The sequence below is a fragment of the Apilactobacillus micheneri genome, from assembly GCF_002993975.1.
GTDB lineage: Bacteria > Bacillota > Bacilli > Lactobacillales > Lactobacillaceae > Apilactobacillus > Apilactobacillus micheneri.
The window spans coordinates 340873-366857 of sequence record NZ_POSO01000003.1; the positions used below are offsets into that span (position 1 = coordinate 340873).

Annotated in this window: 26 protein-coding genes, 21 tRNA genes and 1 rRNA gene; 3 read left to right on the top strand and 45 right to left on the bottom strand. The window is 30.3% G+C overall.

Annotation, left to right across the window (positions count from 1 at the left end):
• Positions 1 to 221: 221 nt before the first annotated feature.
• The 13 genes from C7N41_RS05745 to C7N41_RS07970 form a co-directional block, all read right to left on the bottom strand.
• Positions 222 to 866 carry a DivIVA domain-containing protein gene (locus C7N41_RS05745; protein ID WP_105964761.1) on the bottom strand — a complete coding sequence of 215 codons (645 nt, stop codon included), beginning with the start codon at positions 864 to 866 and terminating at the stop codon, positions 222 to 224.
• 18 nt (positions 867 to 884) lie between these two features.
• The gene (locus C7N41_RS05750; protein WP_105964762.1) at positions 885 to 1667 is read right to left on the bottom strand and encodes a YlmH family RNA-binding protein; all 783 of its coding nucleotides are present in this window, start codon (positions 1665 to 1667) and stop codon (positions 885 to 887) included.
• A 31-nt stretch (positions 1668 to 1698) separates the two neighbouring features.
• A complete protein-coding gene (locus tag C7N41_RS05755) occupies positions 1699 to 2088 on the bottom strand; it encodes a cell division protein SepF (protein WP_105964763.1) in 390 nt (129 codons plus the stop codon).
• A 36-nt stretch (positions 2089 to 2124) separates the two neighbouring features.
• Positions 2125 to 3387: a cell division protein FtsZ gene (gene ftsZ, locus C7N41_RS05760; RefSeq protein WP_105964764.1), complete on the bottom strand. Its 1263-nt coding sequence runs from the start codon at positions 3385 to 3387 to the stop codon at positions 2125 to 2127.
• 30 nt (positions 3388 to 3417) lie between these two features.
• Positions 3418 to 4776 carry a cell division protein FtsA gene (gene ftsA / locus C7N41_RS05765; RefSeq protein ID WP_105964765.1) on the bottom strand — a complete coding sequence of 453 codons (1359 nt, stop codon included), beginning with the start codon at positions 4774 to 4776 and terminating at the stop codon, positions 3418 to 3420.
• Positions 4777 to 4887: 111 nt separating this feature from the next.
• Entirely contained in the window at positions 4888 to 5742 is an 855-nt protein-coding gene (locus C7N41_RS05770) for a cell division protein FtsQ/DivIB (protein WP_105964766.1), read from the bottom strand.
• Positions 5743 to 5756: 14 nt separating this feature from the next.
• Complete coding sequence (gene murG, locus C7N41_RS05775; RefSeq protein WP_105964767.1) at positions 5757 to 6848, bottom strand: undecaprenyldiphospho-muramoylpentapeptide beta-N-acetylglucosaminyltransferase; 1092 nt, start codon at positions 6846 to 6848, stop codon at positions 5757 to 5759.
• On the bottom strand, positions 6845 to 8227 hold the full coding sequence (gene murD, locus C7N41_RS05780; protein WP_105964768.1) for a UDP-N-acetylmuramoyl-L-alanine--D-glutamate ligase: 1383 nt from the start codon (positions 8225 to 8227) through the stop codon (positions 6845 to 6847). Before murD ends, murG begins: the two co-directional genes overlap by 4 nt.
• A gap of 29 nt (positions 8228 to 8256) precedes the next feature.
• Positions 8257 to 9213: a phospho-N-acetylmuramoyl-pentapeptide-transferase gene (gene mraY, locus C7N41_RS05785; protein WP_105964769.1), complete on the bottom strand. Its 957-nt coding sequence runs from the start codon at positions 9211 to 9213 to the stop codon at positions 8257 to 8259.
• Between the two features lie 21 nt (positions 9214 to 9234).
• A complete protein-coding gene (locus C7N41_RS05790) occupies positions 9235 to 11295 on the bottom strand; it encodes a penicillin-binding transpeptidase domain-containing protein (RefSeq protein WP_225362877.1) in 2061 nt (686 codons plus the stop codon).
• 94 nt (positions 11296 to 11389) lie between these two features.
• Positions 11390 to 11758, bottom strand: coding sequence for a cell division protein FtsL (gene ftsL / locus C7N41_RS05795; protein WP_105964770.1), 369 nt, complete (start codon positions 11756 to 11758; stop codon positions 11390 to 11392).
• A gap of 20 nt (positions 11759 to 11778) precedes the next feature.
• The gene (gene rsmH / locus C7N41_RS05800) at positions 11779 to 12726 is read right to left on the bottom strand and encodes a 16S rRNA (cytosine(1402)-N(4))-methyltransferase RsmH (RefSeq protein WP_105964771.1); all 948 of its coding nucleotides are present in this window, start codon (positions 12724 to 12726) and stop codon (positions 11779 to 11781) included.
• 163 nt (positions 12727 to 12889) lie between these two features.
• Positions 12890 to 13273, bottom strand: a complete 384-nt coding sequence (locus tag C7N41_RS07970) for a DUF3397 family protein (protein ID WP_105964772.1) — start codon at positions 13271 to 13273, stop codon at positions 12890 to 12892.
• A gap of 87 nt (positions 13274 to 13360) precedes the next feature.
• Here C7N41_RS07970 and C7N41_RS05810 point away from each other — a divergent pair, with 87 nt between their 5' ends.
• Entirely contained in the window at positions 13361 to 13477 is a 117-nt protein-coding gene (locus C7N41_RS05810) for a DUF4044 domain-containing protein (RefSeq protein ID WP_105964773.1), read from the top strand.
• Positions 13478 to 13526: 49 nt separating this feature from the next.
• Here the strand turns inward: C7N41_RS05810 and C7N41_RS05815 are convergent, their stop codons facing one another.
• The 6 genes from C7N41_RS05815 to C7N41_RS05840 all read right to left on the bottom strand — a co-directional run bounded on the left by C7N41_RS05815 (position 13527) and on the right by C7N41_RS05840 (position 19701).
• On the bottom strand, positions 13527 to 15893 hold the full coding sequence (locus tag C7N41_RS05815; RefSeq protein WP_404799012.1) for a DNA translocase FtsK: 2367 nt from the start codon (positions 15891 to 15893) through the stop codon (positions 13527 to 13529).
• A 22-nt stretch (positions 15894 to 15915) separates the two neighbouring features.
• Entirely contained in the window at positions 15916 to 16428 is a 513-nt protein-coding gene (locus C7N41_RS05820; protein WP_105964774.1) for a tRNA (cytidine(34)-2'-O)-methyltransferase, read from the bottom strand.
• 17 nt (positions 16429 to 16445) lie between these two features.
• Entirely contained in the window at positions 16446 to 17297 is an 852-nt protein-coding gene (locus tag C7N41_RS05825; RefSeq protein WP_105964775.1) for a methyltransferase domain-containing protein, read from the bottom strand.
• Between the two features lie 91 nt (positions 17298 to 17388).
• A complete protein-coding gene (locus tag C7N41_RS05830; RefSeq protein ID WP_105964776.1) occupies positions 17389 to 18270 on the bottom strand; it encodes an RluA family pseudouridine synthase in 882 nt (293 codons plus the stop codon).
• Positions 18263 to 19072 carry an NAD kinase gene (locus tag C7N41_RS05835; protein ID WP_105964777.1) on the bottom strand — a complete coding sequence of 270 codons (810 nt, stop codon included), beginning with the start codon at positions 19070 to 19072 and terminating at the stop codon, positions 18263 to 18265. Before C7N41_RS05835 ends, C7N41_RS05830 begins: the two co-directional genes overlap by 8 nt.
• Positions 19073 to 19074: 2 nt before the next feature.
• Positions 19075 to 19701 (bottom strand): GTP pyrophosphokinase, encoded by a 627-nt coding sequence (locus C7N41_RS05840; protein ID WP_105964778.1) that lies wholly within the window; start codon positions 19699 to 19701, stop codon positions 19075 to 19077.
• Positions 19702 to 19873: 172 nt separating this feature from the next.
• On the opposite strand from C7N41_RS05840, the gene C7N41_RS05845 reads away from it, so the two are divergent.
• A complete protein-coding gene (locus C7N41_RS05845; RefSeq protein WP_157944979.1) occupies positions 19874 to 20515 on the top strand; it encodes a DsbA family protein in 642 nt (213 codons plus the stop codon).
• A 19-nt stretch (positions 20516 to 20534) separates the two neighbouring features.
• On the opposite strand, the gene C7N41_RS05850 is transcribed toward C7N41_RS05845, so the two are convergent.
• From C7N41_RS05850 to C7N41_RS05865, 4 genes are all read right to left on the bottom strand, one after another.
• Positions 20535 to 20987 (bottom strand): hypothetical protein, encoded by a 453-nt coding sequence (locus C7N41_RS05850; protein ID WP_105964780.1) that lies wholly within the window; start codon positions 20985 to 20987, stop codon positions 20535 to 20537.
• Positions 20988 to 21138: 151 nt separating this feature from the next.
• Complete coding sequence (locus C7N41_RS07975) at positions 21139 to 21597, bottom strand: competence protein CoiA (protein WP_105964791.1); 459 nt, start codon at positions 21595 to 21597, stop codon at positions 21139 to 21141.
• A gap of 55 nt (positions 21598 to 21652) precedes the next feature.
• The gene (locus C7N41_RS05860; RefSeq protein ID WP_105964781.1) at positions 21653 to 22513 is read right to left on the bottom strand and encodes an adaptor protein MecA; all 861 of its coding nucleotides are present in this window, start codon (positions 22511 to 22513) and stop codon (positions 21653 to 21655) included.
• Positions 22514 to 22580: 67 nt separating this feature from the next.
• Positions 22581 to 23321: an MBL fold metallo-hydrolase gene (locus tag C7N41_RS05865; protein WP_105964782.1), complete on the bottom strand. Its 741-nt coding sequence runs from the start codon at positions 23319 to 23321 to the stop codon at positions 22581 to 22583.
• Between the two features lie 88 nt (positions 23322 to 23409).
• Here C7N41_RS05865 and C7N41_RS05870 point away from each other — a divergent pair, with 88 nt between their 5' ends.
• Positions 23410 to 23865 carry a hypothetical protein gene (locus C7N41_RS05870; RefSeq protein ID WP_105964783.1) on the top strand — a complete coding sequence of 152 codons (456 nt, stop codon included), beginning with the start codon at positions 23410 to 23412 and terminating at the stop codon, positions 23863 to 23865.
• Positions 23866 to 23899: 34 nt separating this feature from the next.
• On the opposite strand, the gene C7N41_RS05875 is transcribed toward C7N41_RS05870, so the two are convergent.
• From C7N41_RS05875 to rrf, 22 genes are all read right to left on the bottom strand, one after another.
• Positions 23900 to 23987: transfer RNA gene (locus C7N41_RS05875), tRNA-Ser, on the bottom strand.
• Positions 23988 to 23998: 11 nt separating this feature from the next.
• A tRNA-Glu gene (locus tag C7N41_RS05880) sits at positions 23999 to 24071 on the bottom strand.
• Between the two features lie 53 nt (positions 24072 to 24124).
• Positions 24125 to 24199, bottom strand: a tRNA-Asp gene (locus C7N41_RS05885).
• A 4-nt stretch (positions 24200 to 24203) separates the two neighbouring features.
• Positions 24204 to 24277 (bottom strand) — tRNA-Met (locus tag C7N41_RS05890).
• Between the two features lie 13 nt (positions 24278 to 24290).
• A tRNA-Glu gene (locus C7N41_RS05895) sits at positions 24291 to 24363 on the bottom strand.
• A 4-nt stretch (positions 24364 to 24367) separates the two neighbouring features.
• A tRNA-Ser gene (locus C7N41_RS05900) sits at positions 24368 to 24455 on the bottom strand.
• Positions 24456 to 24459: 4 nt separating this feature from the next.
• Positions 24460 to 24534: transfer RNA gene (locus C7N41_RS05905), tRNA-Ile, on the bottom strand.
• Positions 24535 to 24542: 8 nt separating this feature from the next.
• Positions 24543 to 24613 (bottom strand) — tRNA-Gly (locus tag C7N41_RS05910).
• Positions 24614 to 24632: 19 nt separating this feature from the next.
• Positions 24633 to 24705, bottom strand: a tRNA-Phe gene (locus C7N41_RS05915).
• Between the two features lie 9 nt (positions 24706 to 24714).
• Positions 24715 to 24789: transfer RNA gene (locus C7N41_RS05920), tRNA-Asp, on the bottom strand.
• A gap of 4 nt (positions 24790 to 24793) precedes the next feature.
• A tRNA-Met gene (locus tag C7N41_RS05925) sits at positions 24794 to 24867 on the bottom strand.
• A 6-nt stretch (positions 24868 to 24873) separates the two neighbouring features.
• Positions 24874 to 24961, bottom strand: a tRNA-Ser gene (locus C7N41_RS05930).
• Between the two features lie 31 nt (positions 24962 to 24992).
• Positions 24993 to 25066: transfer RNA gene (locus tag C7N41_RS05935), tRNA-Ile, on the bottom strand.
• A gap of 10 nt (positions 25067 to 25076) precedes the next feature.
• Positions 25077 to 25150, bottom strand: a tRNA-Met gene (locus C7N41_RS05940).
• A gap of 33 nt (positions 25151 to 25183) precedes the next feature.
• A tRNA-Pro gene (locus tag C7N41_RS05945) sits at positions 25184 to 25257 on the bottom strand.
• A 5-nt stretch (positions 25258 to 25262) separates the two neighbouring features.
• A tRNA-Arg gene (locus tag C7N41_RS05950) sits at positions 25263 to 25336 on the bottom strand.
• Positions 25337 to 25344: 8 nt separating this feature from the next.
• Positions 25345 to 25430, bottom strand: a tRNA-Leu gene (locus tag C7N41_RS05955).
• Between the two features lie 18 nt (positions 25431 to 25448).
• Positions 25449 to 25520 (bottom strand) — tRNA-Gly (locus tag C7N41_RS05960).
• Positions 25521 to 25525: 5 nt separating this feature from the next.
• Positions 25526 to 25598: transfer RNA gene (locus C7N41_RS05965), tRNA-Thr, on the bottom strand.
• Between the two features lie 24 nt (positions 25599 to 25622).
• Positions 25623 to 25695 (bottom strand) — tRNA-Lys (locus C7N41_RS05970).
• Between the two features lie 6 nt (positions 25696 to 25701).
• Positions 25702 to 25774 (bottom strand) — tRNA-Val (locus C7N41_RS05975).
• 8 nt (positions 25775 to 25782) lie between these two features.
• Positions 25783 to 25899, bottom strand: a 5S ribosomal RNA gene (gene rrf, locus C7N41_RS05980).
• Positions 25900 to 25985: the final 86 nt, after the last annotated feature.

Here is a 25985-nt window from a genome sequence, read left to right on the forward strand (position 1 = left end):
GAACAAACAACTCCTTTAAAATTTAATAAAAAAAGAAGACTTCATCACAAGGGACGAAATCTTCCGTGGTACCACCCAATTTTAGAATAATAATTCTATCTTGATTAATTTTAAGTATAACAAAGAGATGATCTGTAATATATTGATTAACAACTAACCTCACACCATACATTAGCTCGCTTTTGTTTCAATATAAACTTTCTGTTCTCTAACTTAATTAGCTATTTAATTATTTTAGAAGAACCATCTGGATAAAATACTTCGATGTTTTTATCATTTGATTCATCATTATTTACTGATTTTACGCCTGCAGATTTACTATTGTCAAGTTCATTTACTTTTTTCAAAACGTTATCATAATTATCATCTGAAGAATTAATTACTTGATCCCATTTATCGTTATTTAATAATTCAATTTGACTATTTAATAAATTTTGAATTTTTTGTTTAAATTGAGCAGTACTCTTATGCAAATCATCATTAACTGTTAATAAAGATTTTGCTCGATCTGAAGCATTTTTAATAATTAGGTCAGCCTTATCACTAGCATCATCCAAAATTTTATCAGCTTTTTTATGAGAAGTTTGATATATTTCCTTGGAATCTTTTTCAGCATTGCTTTTCAAGTTATCGGCAGCATTTTGTGCAACAATAATTGATTGATTTAATGAATCTTTCATCCCATTAAAATGTTCTAATTGTTCATTAGCTGAAGACAATTTTTTCTTTAATGATTCATTATCCTCCAAAGTTAATTGATAGTCTTTAATAATCCTATCTAAATAATCATTAACTTCATCAATATTATAGCCTCTCATTTTAACTGAAAATTCTTTATTATGAATATCTTGTGGGCTAAGTACCATTTTATCAATTCCTCCAAATCATTTTCTTAATATTGAAACAAGCGCTCTCTTTTTACCCTTTTTTGTTTCTCCATTTTGACCTTTTAATTTTATCCTACCATATCGTCTAACAGATATAACATCATTTACAGAAATTTCATTATCAGGATGATCATAAAGCGTCCAATTTAAATGAACACGTTTATGGCTAACAAGTGTTTTAGCATCATTCCTTGAAATATTAAAAGAACTAGCAATAACATTATCTATTCTAAAAGAAGATAAAGTAAGAGACCTATCTTTCCATTCATCTTCCGGAACTATAATATCAGAAAAATTAACTTGTTTAATAGAAACTTTAGTTTTGCCAATTTTATCAATAGTCATTTTTAAGTAATCAGAAATTTCCTTGGTACATAAGAATTGCCAATTTTCACCATCTGTTAAGATATCACCAATTGTAGATCGTTCAATTCCTGCACCCATAAGTGTCCCTAAAATTTTACTATGCTTTAGCTTAGAAAACTTAATTGGATATATTATTTGATAGGCCACGATATTAAAATCATCATAGTTAGGAGAAAAATATTCAGGATATATAACTGCTCTCTTCATTTCAGAAGTTCTATAACCACCAAAACTAGTAATCTCTAAATCATTATAACAATTAACAATAGTAGTTAATATATATATTTCTCTAGGATTTAAAAACTTTGTCAAAATTGGTCGATACTGATTAATAGCTTCATTTGCTAAATCATCACATGATTCCACAAATGGAAGTTCTTCTTTTCTAAAATGTTGTTTAACATTAGAGTTCATTTAATTAATCAAATCCCTCAATCAAATAATTTTAATTTAATCTGCGATTTATCTTTTTTTTAAATTCACCATCTACAGCATAACTATGTGGTGAAAACAAGAACACCATTTCAGAAATTCTTTCAATTCTGCCATCAATAGTAAAAATAACACCATTTAAAAAGTCTATGATTCTTTTAGTAGTTTTATCGTCTGCACTATCAAAATTAATAATAACCGCAGAATTATCAATAAGTTTTTTAGCAATAGTTTTAACATCAGTGTAAATTCTAGGTTCAAATACAGCAATTTTGCTATCACCTTTTTTATTATCACTGATTGAAACTATCTTTTGATTAGAAGTCATTTCCTGATCATTAGGATTAGATAAATCCTCGTCATCAGTTCCAAAAAATTTACTAAAACTAAATTTAGATGTCATTTAATTCATTCCTTTCAAGAAATGTAAACATAAAGATTAGTCTTTCTTGTGGCGGAATTTAAAGAATGGTGGTAAATCATCATCTGCTGAACTATCATCACTTTGATTATCTGAAGAATTGTTAGCATCAAATGGATCAAATTCTTGTTTTTTAACATTAGCAAATCGATTATTATTAGGTTTTGAATTTACCGGTTCTCCGCCATCTTTATGATTAGTATCATTATGATCAGATTCTTTGTGTCTTCTTGGACTTACAACTTTTCCAGGTTGATCCATAACACGACTATTATTAGATGAGGATTGTCTTACATTACTCTTATTCCCCATTAATTCTTCTGGTGTGGTTTCGATACCAGTAGCAATAACAGTAACTCTAATTTCATCACCTAAGTCTTCATCAATTGATGTACCAAAAATAATATTGACATCACTAGTTGCTGCTTGAGATACAATATCAGAAGCATCTTGTGCTTCAAATAATGACATATCTGGTCCACCAGTAATATTCAATAGTACTTGTTTTGCACCATCAATTGAAACTTCTAGTAATGGTGAAGAAATAGCTTTCTTGGTTGCTTCAGCAGTTCTATTTTCACCATTAGCAGCACCAATTCCCATTAATGCAGAACCTTTATTTTGCATAACAGTTTTAACATCAGCGAAATCCAAGTTAACATATCCAGGACTAGTAATTAAGTCTGAAATACCTTGTACACCTTGTCTTAGAACATTATCTGCTTCTTGAAAAGCTTCCATCATTGGTGTCTTTTTATCAACAATTTCTAGTAAGCGATTATTTGCAATCACAATTAGAGTATCAACATTTTCCTTTAAAGCAGCTACACCTTCAGCAGCATATTTAGATCTCTTAGGGCCTTCAAAAGTAAATGGTCTTGTAACAACTCCAACAGTTAAAGCTCCTGAATCTTTTGCAATTTTTGCAACAATTGGGGCAGCACCATTACCAGTACCTCCACCCATTCCAGCTGTAACAAAAACCATATCTGATCCTTCAAGTGCTTGAGCAATAGCTTCTTCACTTTCTTCAGCTGCTTTAGTACCAACTTCTGGGTCAGAACCTGCACCAAGACCTCTAGTCAATTTAGGCCCTAATTGAATTTTAGTTTCAGCTTGAGATGTACTTAGAGCTTGCACATCGGTATTGGCAACAATAAACTCTACACCTTTAACATCCTCAGCAATCATACGGTTAACGGCATTACTTCCACCGCCACCTACACCAATTACTTTAATCTTTGCTCCACGATCTTCTGTAGAATCTAATGAAAATTCCATGTAAAATTCCTCCGTTTAATCCTTTTTTATTTATTCAAAAAAGTCTTTGTAAAAGCCACGCCATTTATTTTTAGCACCACTTTTGAATTTAGACATAATACCTTTTTTATTTTTACTATCAGCATTTTTATTTTTATCATAAACTTCATCAGATTGCATGTCATCATCTGAAACATCATTTTGAATAAAACTATCATCTTCAACATCATTACTATCTTCGCTAACAATCTTTCCTTCTAGTGAAGAACGCACTAATACTTGTATTTCACTCATGTTAGCACGATAAGTCACTAAGGACAAAGGTAATGAAAAGGAAGGGTGCCTTAATCCCATTTGATTAGGGATATACACTCTAACATTAGAATTAAAGCGATCAGCTGCTAGTTCTGAAATGCCTGGCAATGCAGCAACACCACCAGTTAAAACAATGCCTCCAGGTAAATCTAGAGCAGAAATACCACTTAAACTTTTAGCAATGCGATTAAATATTTGATCAATTCTAGCTTGTATAATTTCTGCCAAATACTTTTCAGAAAGTTTTAATGGCTGACTTTGACCAACAACTTCAATTGGAAATTCATTACTTTCAGATGCTTCAAGTGCATCAGCAAAGCCATAATCTCTTTTTACTTTTTCTGAACTTTCAACTGAAGTATTAAGCACAACTGAAATATCTTTGGTAATATATTCTCCACCTTCACTATCAACAGTCGTAAATTTAAGCTGATGATCATGAATGATAGAAGCAGTAGTTTGTCCACCACCCATATCAATTAAGATTGTACCAAAGTCTTGTTCCCCATCATCAAGAATTGTTTTTCCTTGTGCTAAGGGACTATTAATAATTGAAGAAGGGTTTAAGCCAGCTTGAATAACTGATTTTCTGATATTATGGATAATAGTTTTAGGCCCTGTAATAATACGGCCCTTCATTTCAAGTCTTACACCTACCATACCTCTTGGATCTTTAATACCATCAAAACCATCAACAACAAATTCATCAGGTAAAGTATCCACAATTTCTCTTTCAGGTGGTAGATTTTTAATCATAGCAGAAACTGTAACATTTTTAACATCTGCATTTGAAATTTCTCTAGATTGATCTGAAATAGCTACCATTCCACTGCATGGTTCAATTTTCAATTGATTAGCAGGAATACCAACTATTACGTCATTAATCTGGATACCAGATTTTTCTTCTGCCTGGTCTACAGCTCTTCTAATAGATTCAGAAGCCTTATCAATATCAACAATTATTCCTCTGTCAATTCCATCAGAACGTTCGTTTCCCAAACCTAAAACGTTCATCTGTCCCTTAACATTTTCAGCAACAATCACCTTTATTGATGTAGTTCCGATGTCTAATCCAACATACATTTCCGAATTCATTGTCTAAGGGAACCCCCATTAAAATTTTTTTATTAGAAAAACGTTTTTTTACCTATTAATTATAAATTAATTTTAACACATTATTTTTTAACACTAAAGAATACAATTATCCTACTTTTTTATAGGATATGAATATGCCCCAACTTCCATATTAATAATACTTCTAGATTTCAATTTAGTTGCTATTGAACGATAAAATTGCATTTTATAACTGAAATTACTTAATAATATTATTATCTTATTACCATCTCTCATATACACATGTAATTCATCTGGATAAATCTTTGTTGGTGAATAAGATATAACTCTTATATTATCACGTATATCTTTAGGAAGTTTTAAATATTTATCAATAATTGTATTTAAATTTTCACGATTATCAAAGTTAACGATGTAAGGATATTTATTATCATTAGGATTATTAACCGGATTATTAGAAACACTACCATTTTCTAAAATCAAATATTGACCAGATTTTCTTGTTTCATATCCAATTTGCTTATATGGATTAACATTAACAACTAATTTATTAAAAGAAGTAAGAGAAAATGATATCGATTTTATTCTATGATCTTCACTTAAAATGTATTTTGTTAAATTTTTCCGATGTCCTATTACTTTAAAAACACTGTCACCTTTTTCAATATTCATTTTACTTGATATATGAGATTTTGAAATATAACCATTCCCATTAATTGTAATTGAATCAATCTTGCTTAATGGTGATATGAAATATGAAAGAATCAAGATAAAAAATAATAATGGTAAAAATAATAACAAAGATTTTTTTAAATTTTGTTTAAACTTACCACCATTTATTTTTTCAAAGCTTTTAGAGTTAATTTTAAATTTATCAATAACATATTTATATAATTTAACCATACGACTCTTAAATGAACTATTTTTAAAAAAGTTTAGAATAGAATTTTTTATTTTATTAAAGTAATTCTGTAAAAAGTCCTTCATAAAATTATTTCCTCTTATTTAATAATTGACTTAGCTAAATTGAATAATCTACTTGATGAATCTCTACATCCCATATTTCTAGAATTATTAGCCATTTCATCTCGCTTATCCTTATCATGCATAACAAAATCAATATTTTTCATCAATGTGTTAGTAGATAAATCATTTTCGGTAATAATAAGTGCCGCATCATTTTTCACTAAACTAAGTGCATTTTTAGTTTGATGATCTGCAGTGACATATGGACTGGGAATAAGAATAGATGGAATTCCTAATGAAGTAATTTCAGCAAGACTAGTAGCCCCTGCTCTACCAACAATTAAATCAACCTTAGGTAATACGTTAGGCATATCAGAAATATATTTTTTGATAATAATATTACTAGAAAGTTTTACATTAGAAAGTGTCTCCATCACAGAATCATATCTTTTAGCTCCGGTAACGAATACAACTTGGTAGCTACGTTTATTAAATTGATTGATTGAATTAGACACAACTTGATTGATTTTTAAAGCACCTTGACTACCTCCAAAAATCAATACTGTTGGAACATCATTTTTAAGTCCATATTCAGACCAATTAAAATCACTTTTAATATTAGCGACTTGTTGTGCTCTTGGATTACCAGTATATGTAGTTTTATCTTTAGGAAACTGTTTAATGGCGTCTTCAAATCCTACCGCAATTTTATCAACATATTTACTTAAGAAACGATTAGTTAGCCCAACTACACTGTTCTGTTCATGAATCATTGAAGGCACATGAAGTTTAGCAGCTGCATATACAACAGCTCCGGATACATATCCACCCGTACCGATAACTACGTCTGGTTTAAAATCTTTAATGATTTTTTTAGATTTATGAACACTTTTTAAGAAAAGGGCAACTGTCTTAAAATTATATAAAGATATTGATCTTTTAAATCCTTGAATTTCTAGTTCTTTAAAATCAATTCCTTTTTTAGGAACAATATCTTTCTCAAGTCCCCTAGTAGACCCAACATAAAGGATTTTGGAGTCTGGTTCCTTTTTAATTACTTCTTCAATCAGAGCCAAGGCTGGATAAATATGCCCTCCGGTTCCTCCACCAGAAACAATTAATCTCATTGTTCTTCCTTCTTTCCTGTTATTTTTTCAATATCTTTAATAAATTGGTCTCCACGAACTTCAAAAGTAGAAAATTGATCCCAACTCGCATTAGCAGGTGAAAGTAAAACAATATCACCAGGATGACTAAATTTATATGCAAAAGGCACTGCCTCGTCTAAATTATCAACCAATTTAATATTCTTAATTCCCGCTTTTTTAGCTGCATCTTCTAGCAGATGTTTAGTTTCACCAAATAAAACAATTGAATGAACATGTTTTTTTAGATCTGGAACTAATTTATCGAACTTATATCCACGATCTAATCCACCTGCTAGTAAAACAACTGGTTCATTAAAACCACGCAAGGCCATTTGAGTTGCTTCAATGTCAGTTGCTTTAGAATCATTGTATACTTTTCTACCATCAGAAGTTAGAACGTATTGAACACGGTGCCTAACACCACCAAATGTTGTTAAAACATGTTTAATCGCATCGTTAGAACGGTGTTTAATTTTAGCAACCGCAATTGCAGCTAAAGCATTTTCAACATTTTGTTCTCCTGGAATTTTGATTTCATTAGCATCCATAATATATTCATCTTTAAAATATAATTTGCCGTCTTTTTCATAAGAACCAGCTTGTGAAATACCTTTTCTAGAAAATGGAACTACTTGGGCTTTACTGCGTTCGCTTAGTTTTCTCCATTCTTCACTGTCAAAATTAACTACAAAAAAGTCATCACTATTTTGATTCATAGTAATACGCATCTTAGCTTCTACATAATTTTTACGAGTTTTATGATAGTCTAAATGATTAGAAAAAATATTAGTTAAAACTGCAATATGTGGATGCAATTCCGTAATTCCTAAAAGCATAAAACTAGACAATTCCATTACTACATCATCATCTTTAGATGCTTTTTCGGTAACAGTACTAGCCGGAATGCCAATATTACCAGCAACATGTGATTTTCCATTATCCCTTTCCATATTCAGCATCTTACTAATCATAGTGGTTGTAGTAGTTTTTCCATTACTACCAGTTACACCAATCAATTCTGCAGAATTGATTTCGCTGGCTAATTCTACTTCAACAATAATGGGTAACCCTAATTCTTTAGCTTTTTCAACTACGGGCGTATCATATGGTATTCCTGGATTTTTCACAACTAAATCAAACTGATTATCTTTAAATAATTGAACAGATTGTTTACCACCAATAACATCAACACCGATTTTTTCTAGTTCATTTTTATCAGTAATTTGATCTAAGGGCTTTGAATCACTTAATAAAACTTTAGCACCTAATTTTACTAATAATTTTGCAGCGTTAGTTCCACTCTTTCCAGCACCTAACACTAATACATTTTTATTTTCATACTTGCTTATTTTTTTCATAACCAAAAGCCCTTTCAATCATTAATATTTTAAATAATAAACATTATTCCAGTAATTGCTGTAAATAATGCAACTAACCAAAAAGTAATATCAATCTTCCATTCAGACCATCCTAACATTTCAAAATGATGATGAATTGGGGACATTAAAAATACCCTTTTACCAGTTAATTTAAATGAAGTAACTTGAATCATTACACTTAAAGTTTCAACAACAAAAACTAACCCAATCCAAATCAATGATAATTCATGATGTAAAAGAATTGATACAGCAGCTAGTGAACCTCCTAGGGCTAATGATCCCATATCGCCCATAAATATTTTTGCTGGCTTATGATTAAAAATTAAAAATGCTAGCAAACCACCAACAACTGCAAAACAGAAAATAGCAACATCAATTTGGCTTTGAAAATATGCAATTACTCCATATGCTGCAAAAGAAATTATCGATAATCCTGCAACTAATCCATCTAACCCATCTGCTAAATTAACAGCATTAGAAAAACCGGTTAAATAAAAAATAACAAAAATTACATAAAACCAGCCCATGTTAATATCACCATAAAAAGGTATTCTTAAAGCCATAGGAAAATTTTGAGAATATACCCATGTAAATATAACTCCACCAACAATTTGGCCTAACAATTTTTGCCAAGCCTTTAGTCCTTCATTTTGTCTTCTGAATAATTTTATACTATCATCCCACATACCTAACAGGCCATATAGAAATAATATAAAAAGTAGAATTAAAATTGTTGGATTCAAATTATGCATGAATATTCCATTAACGATGCTTGCAATAATAATTGCAATAATAAAAAGTAAACCACCCATTGTAGGAGTTCCTGATTTTTTTTCATGCCATCTAGGTCCTTCTTCTCTGATCATTTGACCTTCATGTTTACTTCGAAAATAACTAATCAAACTTGGCATAAATATTAATGTTATTAAAAAGCTTAAAATAGCTGGTAAAAAAATGTTTATCATAATATAAAATACATTCCATTTCTATTTAAATTTGACGCTTAATTTAGACATATCATAGATTGAACTATTTGGTAAAATACTTTGTTGATATGCATATCCATCACCATCTAAATCAACTGATATGCCAGCCATCCTACAATAAGTTGCAACGTCATACCTAGACCAACCCTTTAGATTAGCCATTTTTTTATCACCATTAGTTTGCAAAATGACAAGACGATTTTTATTTATTTTTTCATTTGAATCAACAGACTGATCCAATATTTTGTCACCATTACCAATCAAGATATATTTAACACCTGTTTTATTTAGTTTAGCTTTGGCTGCATCTGTACTTACATTATGAAGATCTGGTATTTCAATATTATTTTCTTCATTTGAATTAACATTTTCTTCAAGTGCTAAACGCATAACTGGATTAAATATTTGTGACATCAATTGAGAAGCAGTTTTACCTGCTGGTAATTTAGGTTGTTTCATAGTTAGATATAAAATATATTTTGGATTATCAGCTGGGGCAATCCCTGCAACTGAATATAGATAGCTATCATCTCCAGAAGCATAACCTGCTTTACCATCACTAACTTGAGCAGTACCAGTCTTAGCAGCAATTTTATATCCTGGAATTTTATAATCAGCACCAATTCCATATGGTTTATAAACAACATCTTCCATATGTTTTATAACTTTTTTAGAAGTATCTGCTTTAATTGGATTGCCAACAACTTCCGGAGCAAAAGATTTGATGGTCTTCTTATTTTTTGGATTTACAATTTTAGATATAAATCTAGGTTGTAACATTTTACCATCATTGGCAATCGATGTTAGTCCACGAATCATTTGTAAAGCGTTCACTTGAATTCCTTGCCCAAAGGCAGTATTAGCCTGCTCAATTGGATATTGGAATTGTAAACCACCAGTTTCTTCTCCGGGAAAACCAGTTTTAGATGATTGGAAGAATTTAAATCTGTCCATATATTTACGCCATGTTTTTGGTCCCATATTTTGTTCCAAATGAGCCATAGCAACGTTACTAGATAGAGCAAATCCTTTATCAAAATTAATAACTCCCCAACCATTAGTGTTCCAATCAGGTACTAACTTTCCATCAATGAAATATTTACCAGATGCATAAGTAGCATTTCCATTATAATTTCCACTATCAATAGAAGATGCCATTGTAAATACTTTCATAGTTGATCCTGGTTCATAAGAATCTTGAACCAAAGTATTTCTCCAAATTTTATCTAACCCTTGTTTGGTTGTTGCATTAAATGTAGGTCTTTGCGTAGCTGCTAATATATTACCAGTTTTAGCATTAGCAAGTACGGCATTCATCGTTGAAGGGTGTGCTTGCTTATAAACACTATTCATTTCAGTTTCTAATAATGATTGAAGTCTATAATCTAAAGTAGTATAAACATCATCACCATTTTTTACTTTTTTGTTTTTATTATTCTTATCTGGAATCTCAACTCCAGAATTACTTAATTGTTCTTGACTAAAGCCATCTTTACCAGTTAAAAGATTATTATATATTTTTTCAATCCCCATTTGTCCAATAAGGCTAGTATTTCCAATTTTATTAGTCTCAGAAGATGCATATCCTATAATGTGAGAAGCAAATTCTCCATTAGGATATATTCTAGATGGTTGTTGAATAAAGCCCATTCCATTCAACTTATGTGCTTCTAATTTTTGCTTAGTAATAAGCGATATATTTGAACCAGCACTTCCAAACTCTACTTGAAAAGTATTATTTTTTGGTGTTAGAGCTTTGTATGCATTCTTATAGGAAATAGGTATAATTGATGAAATCGTTTTGGCAAATTTCTTTTTGTCGGTAACATACATAGGCTTATTATTATTAGCCGTATCAATCTGATGCTTATCTAAAACAGCGTACAAAGTATATGTACTTGTGTCTTCAGCTAGAGGTTGACCATTAGCATCATAAATAGTCCCACGTTTAGCTGGAATAACACTACTTTGAGTATAAAGATTTCTGGCTAGCTGACTTAGATTAACTCCTTGAACATTTTTAAAAACAGCTATATAAGAAAATCTTAGACCAATACACAAAAAACGCCCATACATAGCAATAATAAAAATTGTCCTATATGGCTACGATTTCTTTGGCGTTTTTTTAATTTAGGATTGTTATTCAATTTCTTACTCATTTGTTTACATTCCTTACATTTTTATTAGACAAAGAAAGATTGGCTTTTTTAGCAACAGATTGAAGCCTATTACCACTTTCTAATTCCCCAATTTCTTGCTTTAAATAGTTATTATCAGAGTTAACCTTATTTAAAGAATTTTCTACTGATTGCAAACTAGTCGAATGGTTACTTAAACTTATTTTTTCACCAACTAAACATAACATCAATGTAAATAAAATTACACTTCCGGTAACCAAAAGCACCTTTTCAAATTTAGACAAAGAAAGACTAATTTTTTCTGTGCTATTAATATTTTTCTTTTTATTGGTATTACCATTATAAAAATTATTATATTTCTTTCTGGCTAAATTATTTTGTGACATCCCAATTACTCTTTTCTATATTATTTACTTATCCTTTGTATTATTCTTAGTCTAGCACTATGCGAACGATGATTTTCTTTAAGCTCTTCATCACTAGGTAAAATAGGTTTTCTACTAACTAGTTTATAATCTGGTTCCATTTCTGGTGGAATGATAGGTAAGTTATGTGGTAAATCCATAATAGTAGTCTGTTCTTTAAACATATTTTTAACTAATCTATCCTCAAGTGATTGAAAAGTAATAACACATATTCTTCCATTAAATCCAATCAGTTTAATTGCATCTTCTAATGAACTTTCCAATGAACCAAGCTCATCGTTAACAGCAATTCTTAATGCCTGGAAAACCTTTTTAGCAGGATGTCCACCATGTCTTCTAGCAGCAGCAGGAATTCCTTGCTTAATAATTTCTACTAATTCTTCAGTAGTATCAATACTATGTCTTTCACGATTGCTTTCAATAGCTCTAGCAACTTGTTTTGAAAACTTTTCTTCACCATATCTAAAGAAAATTTTGACTAATTTATTATATGGCCATTCATTAACTATCTGCCAAGCATCTAATGAATTTCTTTGATCCATCCGCATGTCTAATCGAGCATTATGTTGATAACTAAAGCCACGACTCGCATCGTCAAATTGAGGTGATGAAACACCCAAATCATAAATGATTCCATCAACAGAATAGATTCCTAATTCATTTAAATCCTTAGTAATATTTTTAAAATTATCCCTAATAAATGATAATTTACCATCGTCTATGTATTCTTTTAAATTTTCTTTGTTATAGTCAATCGCAACTTGATCTTGATCAAATGAATACAAGTGGCCTTTATCTAATTTTTCTAAAATTTTACGGCTATGTCCACCGCCGCCTAATGTACAGTCAACATAAACACCATTTGGATTAATATCTAATCCATCCACTGTCTCGTTAAGTAGTACCGTTTCGTGATTAAATTTAACCATATAACTCACCTCTTTATTCTTTAATAAAATTTTTTATTGTTAATATTTTGTTTATATATAATATAAAGTTTACTTAATTAGATTTTAACACTCAAAAAGACTTTGTTCCACCACAATATCACTATTAATTATAATAAAAAAGCCATCTAAAAAAAGATGACTTTTATAAGATTTGATATCCGTAAAAAATAATTGTGCCAATCCAAGCAACAAACATGTATATAATACCCATTTTCCAGAATATTTTATAATATTTTAATATACTAGCTTCCTGAAATCTAATTAAATAAAATATTCCAAATATGATACCTAAAATTAGCCAAAACATTAATACTTGTGGTAAACAAGAAATTGAATGTTTATCCAAGGATATTTGATATATATATAATCCAAAAATAAAGGGAAATAAATCACTTGAATTAAAATTGGCTGGAAAATGTTTACCAAGGGATTTTTTAATTGCATTAAAAACTAGGGATATTATAAAAATTAAGATTGATTGAAATAATATTAATGCTAAAAACTTAAAAGGACCGATTATATTCAACTCCTCTCATATTATTAATTGAATTTGCAATATAAAGATATCAAATGTAAACTTGATAATATATATTTTAAGAAAGTGGTGCAATTAATGGCTAAAAAGAAAAAATCTAGATTTCAAATCATTACAATGATTTTCGTTTGGATCATGATTATTTCCACTTTAGGTGGATTAGTTCTAGGTTCATTATACACAGTGCTACAATAAAAATTTAATAAATAAAAAATGGAACCATTATAATGGTTCCATTTTTTATTTAATCAGAATCATCATTTGATTGCTTATAAACTTGTCGTGGCTTGCTGCCCTCTTGAGGTCCAATATAACCACGTTGTTCTAAATCATCTATAATCCTAGCAGCTCTATTATAGCCAATTCTAAAATTACGTTGTAATAATGAAGTACTTGCTTTTTGCTCATGAATAACAAATTTTAAAGCATCACCAAATAATTCATCTTGATCTTCAACCTCTTCTTCTTTTTTAATATCTTCATCAGAAACCATCATTGAATCATCATAATCTGCAGTTTGCTGTTCTTTTATATAATCAACAACATTTTCAACATCATCATCTGAAATGAAAGCCCCTTGAATACGAACTGGTTTGTTTTTGTCCACAGGTAGATATAACATATCACCACGTCCAAGTAGCTTTTCAGCACCATTTGTATCAATAATAGTTCTTGAATCAACACCACTAGAAACAGCAAACGCTATCCTAGATGGCACATTAGATTTAATTAAACCAGTAATAACATCTACTGAGGGACGTTGAGTAGCTAATATCATATGAATACCAGCAGCACGCCCCATTTGAGCTAATCTAATGATTGCACTTTCCACTTCATTAGAAACAGTCATCATCAAATCAGCCAATTCATCAACTACTACCACAATGTATGGTAATGTTTGACGGTCTCCACCATCTTCTTTATTTAATTTTTTAACATATTTGTTATAACTACTTATTTTTCTTTGATTATTTTTAGCAAATAAATCATATCTATTTTCCATTTCAGTAACAACTTTATTCAATGATCTTGCTGCTTTTTTGGGTTCAGAAACAACTGGTGTTAATAAATGAGGAATCCCATTGTATACACCTAGTTCAACTTTTTTAGGATCAATAAGCATCATTTTAACTTCGCTAGGCTTAGCATTTAATAAGATGCTAGTAATAATTCCATTAATAGCAACAGATTTACCACTCCCAGTAGATCCTGCAATTAATAGGTGCGGTAGCTTAGTTAAATCAGTAGATATAACATCCCCATTAACATTTCTTCCTAAAGGAACACTCAGTAAACTATGATTTTTATCTTGAGAATCTACAACATCTTTAAAAGACACTGTTGAAACATTTTTATTAGGAACTTCAATTCCTATCAAAGATTTTCCAGGAATAGGCGCTTCAATTCTAATATCTTTAGCGGCAAGGGCCAATGCCAAATCATCAGCCAAATTAACAATTTTACTAACTTTTACACCAATTGCAGGATGAAGTTCATATTCAGTTACCGATGGTCCTAAACTAACATTCTTTATCTCTGCATCAACGCCAAAACTATTAAGCGTTTTTTTCAATATAACAGTATTTTTATCGATGGCCTTATATTCGTCAGATTGATCAGTTTGTTTAATTTCAGATAATAGATTAGACGATGGTAAATCATATTCTTCGTCGTTAGTTTCACTATTATTTTCTATAATAGGATCATCAAAATTATCTTTTTGTTTATTAATAACATCAGAAACTTTTTCAGATTTTTTATTATCATTATTATATTCACTAGCTAATTTGTAATCTTTATCATTGTCTTTAAGATCATCACTTGGTTCTTCAATATTTTCTTTTTTGGATACAGATTTTGTATCTTTCTTTGATGAATCCATCCAACCAGATAATTTAGGCTTAGGAGTCTTATTATCTGGCTTTAAATTTTTATCATCAGTATCTTCTTTAACTTGTTTTTTATTATTTATATCATGAACCTTTTTACCTATTTTTTGTGAAGATTCACCTATTTTTTCTGATAATTTTTCTGAATGCTTTTGAAATTTATCAAATATTTGATTCATTGATACGTTAAATGAAATCAAACCACCAATAATTATCATGATAATAGAAATAATTTCAGATCCTAGAATAGAAACTAAAAAGTTAAAAATCGTCAATAAGGAAGCTCCAATGATTCCACCACCAACAGAACTATTAGATTTCATTCCTATAAAGTCGTTAGAAATTATATTCAATGTTTGTCTAATAAAATCGCTGTTATTATATCCAGAAAAATAAAGTGCAGATAAAAACATTAATATACCTAAATATGTAACAATCACGCCTGATATAACTCTCTTATTTAGACTAAGATTGTTTCCTTTTATTAAAAATATGATGCCAGTAATTAAAGTAATTAAATAAAAAATAACAACACTGTCACCTACAAAGAAACGAAAAAAGTTATTAATAGTAATACCTAAAAATCCTAATTGTAAGTAGCTAAATAAACTAATAAATATCATAAATAAGCCAAATAAATAATTATTATATTTTTTATCAATTGAGAATAAATTTTTATTTGATCTTTTTGTATGTGAATTATTTTTTCGTTTTCTAGCCAAATATATTACTCCTTTAAATTATTTATTTTAATTTGTCATGTTCATATTCATGACTTCTTTCTAAATTTGGAAAATCTTGTTGTCTAAGTGCTTCATAAATAACGATTGCACAAGTATTAGACAAATTAAGAGCTCTAATATGAGTGTCGTCTTGAGGTATACGAATAGCTTTATCACTATTTTTTCGCATAAATGGTTCAGGTAAACCTGTAGTTTCTTTGCCAAACATAAAGTAATTATTATAATTATCGTCTGAATAATCACAATCAGTATAATCTTTACTAGCAAATTTTGAAACTAAGTGTAATTTATCCTTATCACCTAATGTCTCCATAAATTCAGGTAAGCTTTCATGATAATTAATATTAACTTTATTCCAATAGTCTAATCCAGCTCTTTTTAAGTGTTTATCATCAACAGAGAATCCGAGTGGTTTGATTAAATCTAAAGTGGTATCAGTTCCTGCACAAGTTCTGGCAATATTACCTGTATTAGCAGGCATAAGTGGTTCAAATAAAACAATATGATTAGTCATTTATACTATCTCCTATATTAAAATTTATTATCTAATATTGTTACATCAACTGTAATTGAATTTAAATTCTCTATTTCATCTGTTTCTAAATTAATAGCATTTTTACCCCAATGCATAGGTGTCATTAAAATCATATCTTGTCTAATACTTTTAGGCAAAGCAAAAGTATATTTAACATTATGTTTAACAGCATTAGGATAGTGTTCCATAAATAAATCTAAAACTTTAGTATTATCATAATCTTGCTTTTTATGATCATCTTTATACAATTTTCTTCTCAACTCAATTAAATAATTAGAATTAGGAATCACTTTTATTAAGTGACCATCTTTTTTGATAATTCGATTAAATTCTTCATAAGAAGATGGAGAAAACATATCCATAACAACTGAAATACTTTTATCATTAAATGGTAATTGTGCTAAATCAGCAACACAATAAAATAAATTTTTGCTTAATTCACTAGTTGATAAATTAACCCCTGGTTTTGATATATCAAAACCAATTGCACTATCTTCATTGTTTCTATTTTCCTCAAGTTTTTTTATAGGAGTTCCCTCACCACTACCAATATCTAAAATGGTTTGTTTCCCACTAGGTATTAAATCAGATATTTTATTGATAATACCATCAAATAATCCTGCATTAATCAATTTTCTTCTAGAAACTAACATTTTCTTATCATATTCAGTGTTAACTTTATGATTGATAAAATATAAAGTTCCTTTTTTAGATATATCCATAGAATGGTTATTAGGACAAACAATAGAAAAATCATTGATTTTTTTATAACCTTTACCACATGCAGGGCATTTAAATAAATTAATATTGTCTGATAAAAATTGCTTAGCAATTTCTATTTTTTTCATAATTAAATCTCCTTCTATTCAATATTATAGTATATCATATAAGCAAAATTTTAATATAGACAACAATAAAAGCTCCTTTATAAAGGAGCTTTTATTTAATAATTTTTTTCATATCTTCTGGTAATGGTGCATTACACTCAACATATTTATCAACAAACGGATTATAAAAAATGGTTTTATAGCAGTGTAAAGCTTGTCTATTCATAATGTGATTATCAGGATTATATAGCCAATCACCAATTAAAGGGTGACCAATTGCTTTACAGTGAACTCTAATTTGATGAGTCCTTCCTGTATGTAATTTAACTTTAAGCACACTTAAACCATTTATCCTTTTATTAACCCAAAATTCTGTCCTAGACATCTTTCCACCATCACTAATGGTTCGTTTAACAAATGAATCATTTTGTCTACCAATAGGTAAATTAATATCAACATGTTTAGAGTAAATATTACCCTGTACAATAGCAATATAATATTTTTGAATACTGTCATCTTTAAATTGTTTATCTAATACTGAGTGTGCAAAATGATGCTTTGCAAAAATGACTAGGCCACTAGTATCCATGTCCAATCGATTAACAATATGTATTTTTTGATTTTCATATTGTTTTCTTTGAAAATACCCCTTAACACGATTAACTAATGTATCATCAGTGTAAATTCTTGAAGGAATTGACGGTACCCCTGCTGGCTTATTCACTACCAAAAAATGTTCATCTTCATAAATAATGTCTATGGGTAAATTAGAAACATTAAAGTAATCACCACTAATTTCAGGAGGCAAAATTAATTTAATTTTGTCATTATTTTTTAACATGAAATTAGCGTATCTTTCACTATTGTTTACAAACATCATCCCACCGTGAAACTTAACTTGTTTTAGTAATGTTCTAGTGACACCTTTAGACCCAAGAAAAGTTCTTAACCTTATTGGTTCAATGTTATGGTTCACCCAATTAAATTTAGTCATTATCATGTACCCCAATAAATGAATTGCTTACTCTTTTCCAAAAATGAGTATGTCGATATTGAGCAAAATAAATTCGATCATTTGAAATAGAATAAGTAATAGATTGAATTGGTCTATTTTGAACTACCAATTGATCACAAGTCAAAATATTATGATATGGATTATCAGGAATAATTGTGATCCATTCATCGGGAGGAATAATAATTGGAGAACCTAAAGTCCTAAAAACCCTATTATTTATAGAAGCCATTTCAGAAACTTGAACAGCATCAAATTCAGGACTAATAATTGCTCCACCTACTGACTTATTATATGCCGTAGATCCAGTTGGAGTAGCAACACATAATCCGTCACCTCTAAATTTCTCAAAAAATTCATTTTTAATATTTATGTCAGTAACCATAGTTCCATTTATTCTTTTAAGCGTTGATTCATTTAAGGCAACCATACTATCAGATGGCCCACCATCTTTATAATTTATATTTATAGACAATAGTGGATAACTAACACTTTGACCATTATCATTTTCTAAACTATCTACCAATTGTTGAACTTCATAGTCTCTCCAATCGGTATAAAATCCTAAATGCCCAGTATGAATTCCAACAAATCTAATATTATTAATTGAATCATTATAATGATGAAATGCAGATAATAATGTACCATCACCACCAACAGATATTACAATTTGAGGATTTAGTCCATCGTATTGTAATTTTGAGGAATTATCAATTTTCTCTTTTAGTTGACTTGCAACTTCATTAGAAGTTGAACCATCATTACTATATATTGAAACTCTCATTATTAATCATCCCTATTATTTTTGTGGTTTTCAGATTGTTTTTCAATTAGTTCATCGCGAATTTCTGACATACCTTCATCTAATTTAAATGCAGTTTCGGCTGATTCCTGTAGACGTTTTTTTAATTCTTCTGGAAAAACACCATTATATTTATAATTTAAAGAATGTTCAACCGTTGCCCAGAAGTTCATAGCTAAAGTTCTGACTTGAATTTCCGATAATATCTTATGTTCTCCAGTTGACATTTCAACTGGATATTCAAAGACAATATGATATGAACGATAACCACTAGATTTTTCTTTATTAACATAGTCACGTTCTTCTAAAATATTTATATCTGTTCTTTTACGCAGAATATCTACTACTTGGTAAATATCTTCAACAAAAGGACACATTATCCTTAAACCGGCAATATCTTCCATGTCTTGAGATAAGCGATCTTCAGATATATATCTTCGATTCATTTTTTCTTTAATACTTGATACAGGCTTAACACGACCAGTAACAAACTCTACTGGACTTCTTTTACCAAATTGCAAGAATTCTTTTCTTATTCCTCGTAATTTTATTTTAAGTTCCCCTACTGCTTGTTCATAAGGAAATAAAAAATGTTCCCAATTTTTTACCACTAGGAAAACCTCCTCTATTTAAGCCATTCATTGAATTATTTTACCATAATTTAATATAAGTAAAAAATTTATATACATAAAAGCAAAATTATTGTAATTAGTAAATAATTTGGTATGCTAAGTGTTGTATATATTTGTAAAGATGTTTTGATTATTTGAGGGAGGTAAAATTTTGTTTGAAATATTTCTTTTTGTAGATCCTTTATGCAAAGAATGCGAAAAGTCAGAAAAAACTGTCTTAAAGTTATCAAAAGATATTGATTCAAAATTTAAGATTCAATTCATTCCTATATATAACCTAAAAGTAATCCAAACTGATTTTTGTCATTCGAATAATAAAATAAAAAAAGTATTATCTTCAAATGAATTGTATAATTTATATCATGATGTAGTTTTAGATTATAAAGCAGCATTATTCCAAGGTATGAAAAATGGAAAATCATTTTTCATGGATATGCAAAATAAAATCTTAGATCAAGGTATAAAATATACAGACAGTTTGTCATTAGAAACAGCTAAAGAACATAATTTAGATATACCAATGTTTGAAGAAGATCGTAGATCTAGTCTTGCTAAAAATACTGTGGAAGAAGATCAAAAGATTGTTAAAAACATGAAAATTAAAAAACCCGCGTCTGCTGTTATATTTAATTGTAATAAACCAAATAGTGGTGTTTTAACCAGTAATGTTTGCTATTCTGGACTATTTAACGCTTGTTGCAATCAAGATTTAACAAAAGATAGTTTAAAAGATATGATGAAAAAATCTCAAAAAAAATCAGTCAAAAATTCTGGATTTCATATAGTTAAGTAAAGACCTTTTTATTTAAATTTTAAAGGTCTTTTTTATTTTGAATATTTTCTCTGTCTAAATAATCTTTAAACCATATGGGATCTTTTAATAAATGAATAATATTGCTTTCAATTTTAATAATATTTTCATTAACCAGAATATTAATAAAAGTTTTAAATTCATGTTTATAAAAAATATTTATATTTTCTATTAAAGGAAATGTAAACTTAAACAAAGTTTTGAATAAATATTCCGAATTAATTCCATCTTCAATGTTATTTAAACAAATAATTTTCCATAAAAAGAATTTATTATCAAAAATTGGGTAAGAAAAATACTTTTCGTTACATACTAATGGAGCTCCATCAATATTATGACCTTTTAAATAAAAATCATTTTGAAGATTAAGAATTGTTTTGTTTCCTAATATCATATTTTTTCTAAAATTTCTTAATAAATAATTGATTTGTCTTAGATTATTATTGTATTGCAATAAAGCTTGTCTACTTTTTATAAAAGATAAAAGTTCTTTGAATGAATATATCATTTTAGATTGATAATTGATTATTCCATTTATTTCTAAACAATTGTATCTAATTTCTACATAACCACTATTGTGCAAGAATAAAATATAAAAACCAATGTTAAAAGAATAATAAAAAATTTAGTAGTGTTTTTACTACTAAATTTTTTCTATAATTTTGTCCTAGTATCCATAATGAATGTATTCCTAAACTTTTATAGCCATTAATTCTTTCAAGAAGTCTTTTTTTAGTTATGGGACTACATTGAAACTCAAATGCTATTTTATTATTAATGAGATCTGGCTTTTGATTAATTTTAGTAATAAAACATTCAATTTTCGTGCTGTTATTATTAATAAATTTAAATAAATTTATTTTTCCAGTTAAATGTTCATCCGTTTCATGTTCACCAAGATTGGGACAATCGTTATTTTTAGAGTGAGCAAAATGACTGATCTTTTCAGTACCTCTTTTTAAAATAACTACTGATTTACATATTGGACAAAGATATTTTTTGTTTTTAGATGAATTAATAGCTAAAACTAATTGATTATTATAAATTGCTGTTAATATTTTTATCGCCCTATTATTTTATATACGCAAAAAGCCAGCAGAAAAATCTACTGGCTTTAAATTATGCAAAGTATTTTTTTATTGTTTGTAATGCACTAATTGAAATCATTAATTTACCATTATCTTCCAAATTAGATAAAGAAATATTACTCTTTGATGAATATTCCAGTGCTACCGCAACATCTCTTTGAAAAACAAGAGCATCGTCTTCGTTATACCCTTCTGGTAACGACATATATAAATAATAACTACCTTCATATTTGTATAAATATGTTTCTGGCATATTATTATTTAAAGCTTTAGATAAACTAACCAAATCATCAAATGAATTCAATTTAAGGACAATATTATTAACCATATGATTAGATGGCTTACTATTTTTATCCATACCTTTTGCAGCATTAACTAATTGAGATATAGAACTGTTGACCATATGATTTTCATTCTTACCTTCTAATTCATCAACCTTGTTTTTTAGTGTTTTTAAATAATTTAATATATTATTTTTACTTTCATCGGTTAATGATAGTTTACTAAATTCGTCAATTTTGTTTTTGATATTATTACTTATACCTTCTAAAGAAGGATCTTCAAACTTATTATCTTTATCAGTAATTTCAGAAAGTTTTTCTTTGCTAATTTTACCACTGGATAAATTATTTTTATCAATATCATTTTCACTTAAATGATTGTTTTTGATAAACATTTCCAATCCAGATTTATTAGGAACTACCTGAAATGTAACAGCAGAAGTATCTTTAAATTCTTTGTCAGCATCAATTTCTTCTAAGATTCCATACAAAAAAGACTCAATACGATCTTCATCACCAAGTAAAGATAATACATCAACTCCACGTTCAGATAATTCGTCATTACTTATCATAACTTTGATTGTATCTTCATTTATACGTTGCATTTCCATAATTAGGCACACCTCTTCTACATATAAATTTTATATCATATTGTTACTATAAGTAAACAATATTAACTTAAATATTAAATTGTAACCCTAACTTAGCAATCTTTACGTTTATATTAGAACCAGCTTCAGCTCTTGTTTCATATAATAACTGATTAAGGCTACCATATTGTGGTAGATGACTAATGATAACATTTTTAGCATTAGATTGCTTGGCTAAATATCCAGATTCTTCAGAAGTCATATGCCATTTAGTTCCTTGCTTATTTTTATAAAAATTAGTATCAGTAATTAATAAATCAGCATTCTTACAAAAATTAATTAAACCATCAAAGTATTTTGTATCAGCAGTAAAGACAAATATTTTATTAGTGCTTTTCTCAATAATTTTAACCGCATAAGCAGAAACTGGATGTTGAGTTTTCATAAATTCAATTAAAAATGGTCCTAAATTTAATGTATCATTTTCATGATATGGAATACCTTTTGTGTCATCATTCCAAGTAAGTCCATCAAAATTTATTTTGTCATCTATATTTCCATAAATCGGAAGAGTATTTTCTTTTCTATTTTCAGAATGCAATTGCCAATAATATTCTAAAACCCCAACATCAGCTTTATGATCATGATGATAATGTGATAATAAAACTGCATCTAATTGTAAAGGATCCAAGTATTTTTCTAGTTCTAATAAAACGCCACTGCCACAATCTAACAATAAATTAAAATTTCCACTTTGAACTAAATAACCACTAGTTCCAACTCCATCGTATGGATATCCACCATAATATCCTAATATTCTAATCTTCATATTTTAACTCCTCTTACTTGTTTAAATATACTTTTAGTGTAAATATATAAATGTAGTTTGTAAAACATTTAACAACTAGGAGCAAATAATGACAAATAACATAAAAGTAACTTTTGGCAGTAAAAATATTCTTGAACAAATATCTAATAATCACCCTGATAGAAGATTATCAATTTTTAAATCAATGAATACTTATGGTCAATATCAAATAATAGATGAGAGTAATAAACCCTCAATATTTCATAATACAATTAAATATATAATTATTTTCCAAAAAGGAACTAATAATATAAGTAATTTTATTAATTATCTTTATTTTAATTTAGATAAAAACAACGAAAAAATATTTAATTCAAAACTAAAGGAATTAAGTAATAATATAAACTTAAATATCAATTCAGTTAAACTTTTACAAGAAGTTTCGGGTAAAAAGCAATTGATAATTATGACTGAATGGAATAATTCTTCAGACTTCAGTAAATGGTTTAATAAATGTAATATAAAAGATTTAAGTAACATATCACTGAGTTACAAAAAAGAGTAGGTACATATAAATATGTATCTACTCTTTTTTATTAAGGAGAATGAGAGATTCGAACTCTCGCGTGGTTTGACCCACCTAGCGGTTTTCAAGACCGCCCCCTTCAGCCACTTGGGTAATTCTCCATATAAATAAATGACCCGTACGGGATTCGAACCCATGTTACTGCCGTGAAAGGGCAGTGTCTTAAACCACTTGACCAACGGGTCTAAAAAATTTAAAACAAAAAAAGATTATCCATAAGGATGATCTTTTATAAATACGGTTCGTACGAGACTCGAACTCGTGACCTCCTGCGTGACAGGCAGGCGTCCTAAACCAACTAGACCAACGAACCATAATTGCGGGAGATGGATTTGAACCAACGACCTCCGGGTTATGAGCCCGACGAGCTACCAGACTGCTCTATCCCGCGATAATATAAATGATGACCCGTACGGGATTCGAACCCATGTTACTGCCGTGAAAGGGCAGTGTCTTAAACCACTTGACCAACGGGTCGCAACGGAGAAGGAGAGATTCGAACTCTCGCGCCGGAAAACCGACCTACACCCTTAGCAGGGGCGCCTCTTCAGCCACTTGAGTACTTCTCCAAAATGGGCCTAAATGGACTCGAACCATCGACCTCACGCTTATCAGGCGTGCGCTCTCAACCAACTGAGCTATAGGCCCATTACAAAAGCGGGTAACGAGAATCGAACTCGCGACAATAGCTTGGAAGGCTATGGTTTTACCACTAAACTATACCCGCATAATAATATTTGAATAAATGGCGCGGGACAGAATCGAACTGCCGACACACGGAGCTTCAATCCGTTGCTCTACCAACTGAGCTACCGAGCCATATTAAAGCGGTTCGTACGAGACTCGAACTCGTGACCTCCTGCGTGACAGGCAGGCGTCCTAAACCAACTAGACCAACGAACCATAATTGCGGGAGATGGATTTGAACCAACGACCTCCGGGTTATGAGCCCGACGAGCTACCAGACTGCTCTATCCCGCGATAATAAGGAGAATGAGAGATTCGAACTCTCGCGTGGTTTGACCCACCTAGCGGTTTTCAAGACCGCCCCCTTCAGCCACTTGGGTAATTCTCCATGTAAATAATAAAATCAAAGACCCATCATATGGACCTTGTAGGACTCGAACCTACGACCGGACGGTTATGAGCCGTCTGCTCTAACCAACTGAGCTAAAGGTCCAAGCCCTAAATCGCGGCGGAGGGGATCGAACCCCCGACCTCCCGGGTATGAACCGGACGCTCTAGCCAGCTGAGCTACACCGCGAAACAATTAAAAACAAGAGCACTTTGACCCTAATCGGGAAGACAGGATTCGAACCTGCGACCCCCTGGTCCCAAACCAGGTGCTCTACCAAGCTGAGCTACTTCCCGAAATATGCACCCAGTAGGACTCGAACCTACAACCTTCTGATTCGTAGTCAGACACTCTATCCAGTTGCGCTATGGGTGCAATATAAATGCCGAGGACCGGGATCGAACCGGTACGGTTATTACTAACCGCAGGATTTTAAGTCCTGTGCGTCTGCCAATTCCGCCACCCCGGCATATTAATGAATTGACAAAGCGGAAGACGGGATTCGAACCCGCGACCCCCACCATGGCAAGGTGATGTTCTACCACTGAACTACTTCCGCATAAATGCCGACTAGAGGATTCGAACCTCCGACCCCCTGTTTACAAGACAGATGCTCTGCCAGCTGAGCTAAGTCGGCATAAATAAAAACTATTTAGTTTTATGAGCCGTGGCAGGTTCGAACTGCCGACCCTCTGATTAAAAGTCAGATGCTCTACCAGCTGAGCTAACGGCTCGATATATGGAGGATACAGGGCTCGAACCTGTGACCTCCTGCTTGTAAGGCAGATGCTCTCCCAACTGAGCTAATCCTCCATAATATAGCGCGGCAACTTCCTACCCTTGCAAGAGGCGATCCTCTAACTACTCTCGGCGTTTAGAAGCTTAACTGCTGTGTTCGGCATGGGAACAGGTGTATCCTTCTAGCTATCGCCACCACACTATTTATCTGAAAGAACTTCGTTCTTTCAAAACTAGATATTATTATTTCTTTTAGAGAACAACCTTACTTGGTTAAGTCCTCGAC